Source organism: Flavobacterium sp. (assembly GCF_044368625.1).
Classification (GTDB): domain Bacteria; phylum Bacteroidota; class Bacteroidia; order Flavobacteriales; family Flavobacteriaceae; genus Flavobacterium.
In genome coordinates this window covers 1-3,450 of the sequence record NZ_JBIPPD010000342.1, presented here as the reverse complement: position 1 = coordinate 3,450, position 3,450 = coordinate 1, and the positions used below count along the sequence as shown (strand labels likewise).

Below are 3,450 nucleotides of genomic sequence, written 5' to 3'. Positions count from 1 at the left end.
CGTTCCATTTCTCAAGCATCCCGAGAACATCTCGGCAGCGGGGAAAATCTGCCGTCGACGCAACGCATCCAGCATGTAAAAGTAAAAAAACTTGTTGTAGCCGCCAAGCTGCTCGTCTGCTCCTTGGCCGGTTAGCAGTACAACAATTCCTTCGTCTTTGGCCGCCTGCATGATCCGACGATGGGCAATGTTCGAAAAACTACTGACGGGGTGGTCATAGTGCCAGACGGACTTAGGAATATCGTCCCAAAGAGCTTGGGGATTATCGTCCGTCTGAATCTTAATGACGTCGCAATTAGCGTGACGCGCCATCAAGTCGATAAATGGCTCTTCATTGGTCTCATGGTCACGGCTGACAACGGACAGGGCTTTAATACGTGCATTGCTGGTCACTTCTCGTGCTGCAGCCAAAATAGAAGAACTATCCAGCCCGCCCGACAGCATGATACCAACGGGCACATCTGAACGCAGGCGCAGCCTAACTGAGTCAAACAACAGCTCGCGGACCATCTGAGGCGATATAGGACCAGAATTACGAGGGACTTCAAAGGGGTGATGCCAAAAGCGCTGTGCGGCAATTATCGGAAGCCCGGATGCTAGATCCAGGACCGCAAAAGATGCGGAGGGGAACGCGACTACACCTTCGAAAAAGGTTTCATCACCTGGTGAAGTTAGCGATTGTTGGAGAAAGCGACTGACCGCATTGCGGTTAACCTTGAAACGGTGGTCCGCATGCCCCGCAAGGACCCCCTTCACTTCTGACGCGAAGATAACAGTATCACCAATAGTCGAATGGAATAACGGTTTGACACCCATGCGATCACGAGAAATCAAGACCTGTCCGTTTTTTTTATCAGCTAATGCGAGCGCCCACATCCCGTTAAATCGCGACAGCGCGTCTGGGCCCCATCGGACTAAAGCAGCGAGCACGACCGCAGTATCACCAGTGGAAATATCTAATATGGGATCTGGGCCAAGTTCAGCCGCCAACTCTTTATAATTATAGACTTCACCATTATAAACTAATGTATACCGGCCACAGGGCGAAACCATGGGTTGGTGTCCTGCTCCGCTTAGATCGATAATTGAAAGCCGCTGCTGAGCTAGGCCAAATGTTCCGGCAGCTGTTTCGCCGATGATCTGTCCCTGATCATCAGGACCGCGATGCAATTGCGCACGTTCAATAGCCGTCAGGCGACGGCCCATTTGATCGGGACTGTCCGAGAGCGAAAAGCAAAACGCGATTCCACACATAATTTTTATTCCTAAACGAGAGCGAGACCGCAACTAGAGCGCGGCTTGGCAAGGCCGCTGATAAGTCGGTAAAACTAAGCGACGTAATCTCGGCAAATTTGTCTTAAGGCAGTGCATAAAATTTAAGCTTCAAGAATTTATTGGCTGACCACGCTCAATGGACGCCAGCATTAGGCAATACGGCAACGTTAGCTTCACTGAATTGGGCATCCCCACTTTGGGCAGGTGTCGTGGCTACTTGACCGCTCGATTGATAAGTAACAGCTTGGGCAAACATTCCCCAAAGCAGTCCGGGCACCTCCCAAAAGACGGGCTTTGCAAATAGAGTTAGCACCGTAACGATGGACCCTAGAAAAAGCACGGCCCACCAGATCGGATGACTATTGCCTCGATAAAAAATCTCGAAAGCTGCCCGCATTGCTGGCGTTAGATTCAAAAATCCATAAATTAAAAATCCAACAAGCCCAAAAGAAACCCAGCTCGACAATATACTGTGCGCGTAGGATCCGCTATCCTGCACTAAAAAATGCCCGCCAAAATAACCGATAATAGGATTTTGTAGAATCTGTTCCCATGCAATTTGGTCAAAATAATTTCGGTATATGTACGAAGAAGATGATTCCAAACTAGCTAATTCTGAAAATCTACTATTAGCTAAAATATAGTCATTATTTGCGATAAAGCCCAATAGTCCAAGCCCTAAAGCAATTACAAAGAATGCTGCGCGTGGGGATTTTATCGTTGCAGCTGCAGCGAAAGCAAGGGCGCCTAATACAAATGCTACAAACTCAGATCGCGAAGACATCATGAACAGAGATACAATAGTCATGCCGATCACTGCATAACGGATGCTTTGCGTCCGACTGACTGCTGCGGCAAGCACGCCGATCAGCATGGTGCTAGTCGCAAACCCTTGGTAGGAAGCGACTTCCTCACCCGCGCTGAATTGCAGTCGCGCGTCAAATCTTGCGTTGCCGGTTGCAGCAAAGTTCAGCAAAAGAAGAGTGAAAATGATGGTCGCGAAAACAGGAAAAAGCCCGCGACTTGTTTTATTGTCCAGGTCAATGAATCGGCCGATTACAAAAAGTGCGGCGATCAAACCAAGACTCGCAATCGACTGGGTAAATGCCTCGTCAATATAAACCGCAGAAGACATGCTTCTCCAGCCTAAGGCCCATAAAAATGCGTAGGCTAGAAAAAAGACGGCGGCCAAACTGGCCCAGTTTACCTCTGCAGCGCTTGCACGAGCCGCAGGTATGGCTGCTGATACTGTCAGTACTGCGAACGCGATTGACACAGTGGCAAAAAAGCCACCAAAAATAGGAGGCAGGGCAAAAGCGGCAATAAGGGTATGATAAATCAGAAACCCTGGAAACAAGATGGCTGCGCCCCATGTAGCCACCGACGCTGGCAGCCGGTCCGATTTCATGAGGCAGTCCTTTGCTTCATCGATGTTGACCTTGGCGGCAACCTGCTGCTCACGTCAACTTCCTATCAATCTGACTATCAGCACTAGGCTGACACCATAGGTGAGCCCGCCTTCAATCGCAAACACTTCAACTGGCCAATCTGGCGAAAATCGTCAGATAAAGCGTAATCCAACGGCTCAGGAATAGGCGATCCAAAGGTTGAAAGCCTTCGCCTTAAATGCGGGTCGGCAACGACAACGCGATGAGCAAAATAGTCAGCGCCACTCGCTGTATCGCCCAAGACCAATCTGAGAGTGCCCGCCAGGTTCTTCGCAAGCTGGCGGCGAACCATCGCCTTGAATAGGCGCCCTCATTATCGACCAGCGACGGGGCTACCGTCGGGCATATTCTAGGCCGCACCGATCAGTGAATTAAGCCTTTACCACTTTCGAATTGGCAGCACGATATTTGCCGCGCGTATCCACTATTAGCTGTGCATGCTGCAAGATCAGTCCGTAATCGAAATCGCTATGATCGGTTAGAAGCACGACTGCATCGAACCCAGCAATGCTGTCCGCTGTCAGTTCGACTGAAGCGAGGTCAAAATGGTGCTCCCGCATTTTCGGAAATTCGGGTACGTTCGGATCGGAATAAGCGACGATGGCTCCGCGATCGCGTAGATGCTCCATCACAAAGACTGAAGGCGATTCACGCATATCGTCGACATCGCGTTTATAAGCGATGCCAAGCGCCAAAATGCGGCTGCCTTTGAGCGACTTCTGCCGTT

Annotated in this window: 3 protein-coding genes; all 3 read right to left on the bottom strand. The window is 50.1% G+C overall.

Annotated elements, in window-relative coordinates; translation table 11 throughout:
• Positions 1-1,254, bottom strand: a 1,254-nt coding sequence (gene asnB, locus ACIQ2X_RS16030) for an asparagine synthase (glutamine-hydrolyzing) (protein WP_396179987.1), incomplete at its 3' end; no start/stop codon positions are given.
• 154 nt (positions 1,255-1,408) lie between these two features.
• Positions 1,409-2,683: a hypothetical protein gene (locus tag ACIQ2X_RS16025; protein ID WP_396179986.1), complete on the bottom strand. Its 1,275-nt coding sequence runs from the start codon at positions 2,681-2,683 to the stop codon at positions 1,409-1,411.
• A gap of 411 nt (positions 2,684-3,094) precedes the next feature.
• On the bottom strand, positions 3,095-3,450 hold a 356-nt coding region (locus tag ACIQ2X_RS16020; RefSeq protein WP_396179985.1), incomplete at its 5' end, for a UDP binding domain-containing protein.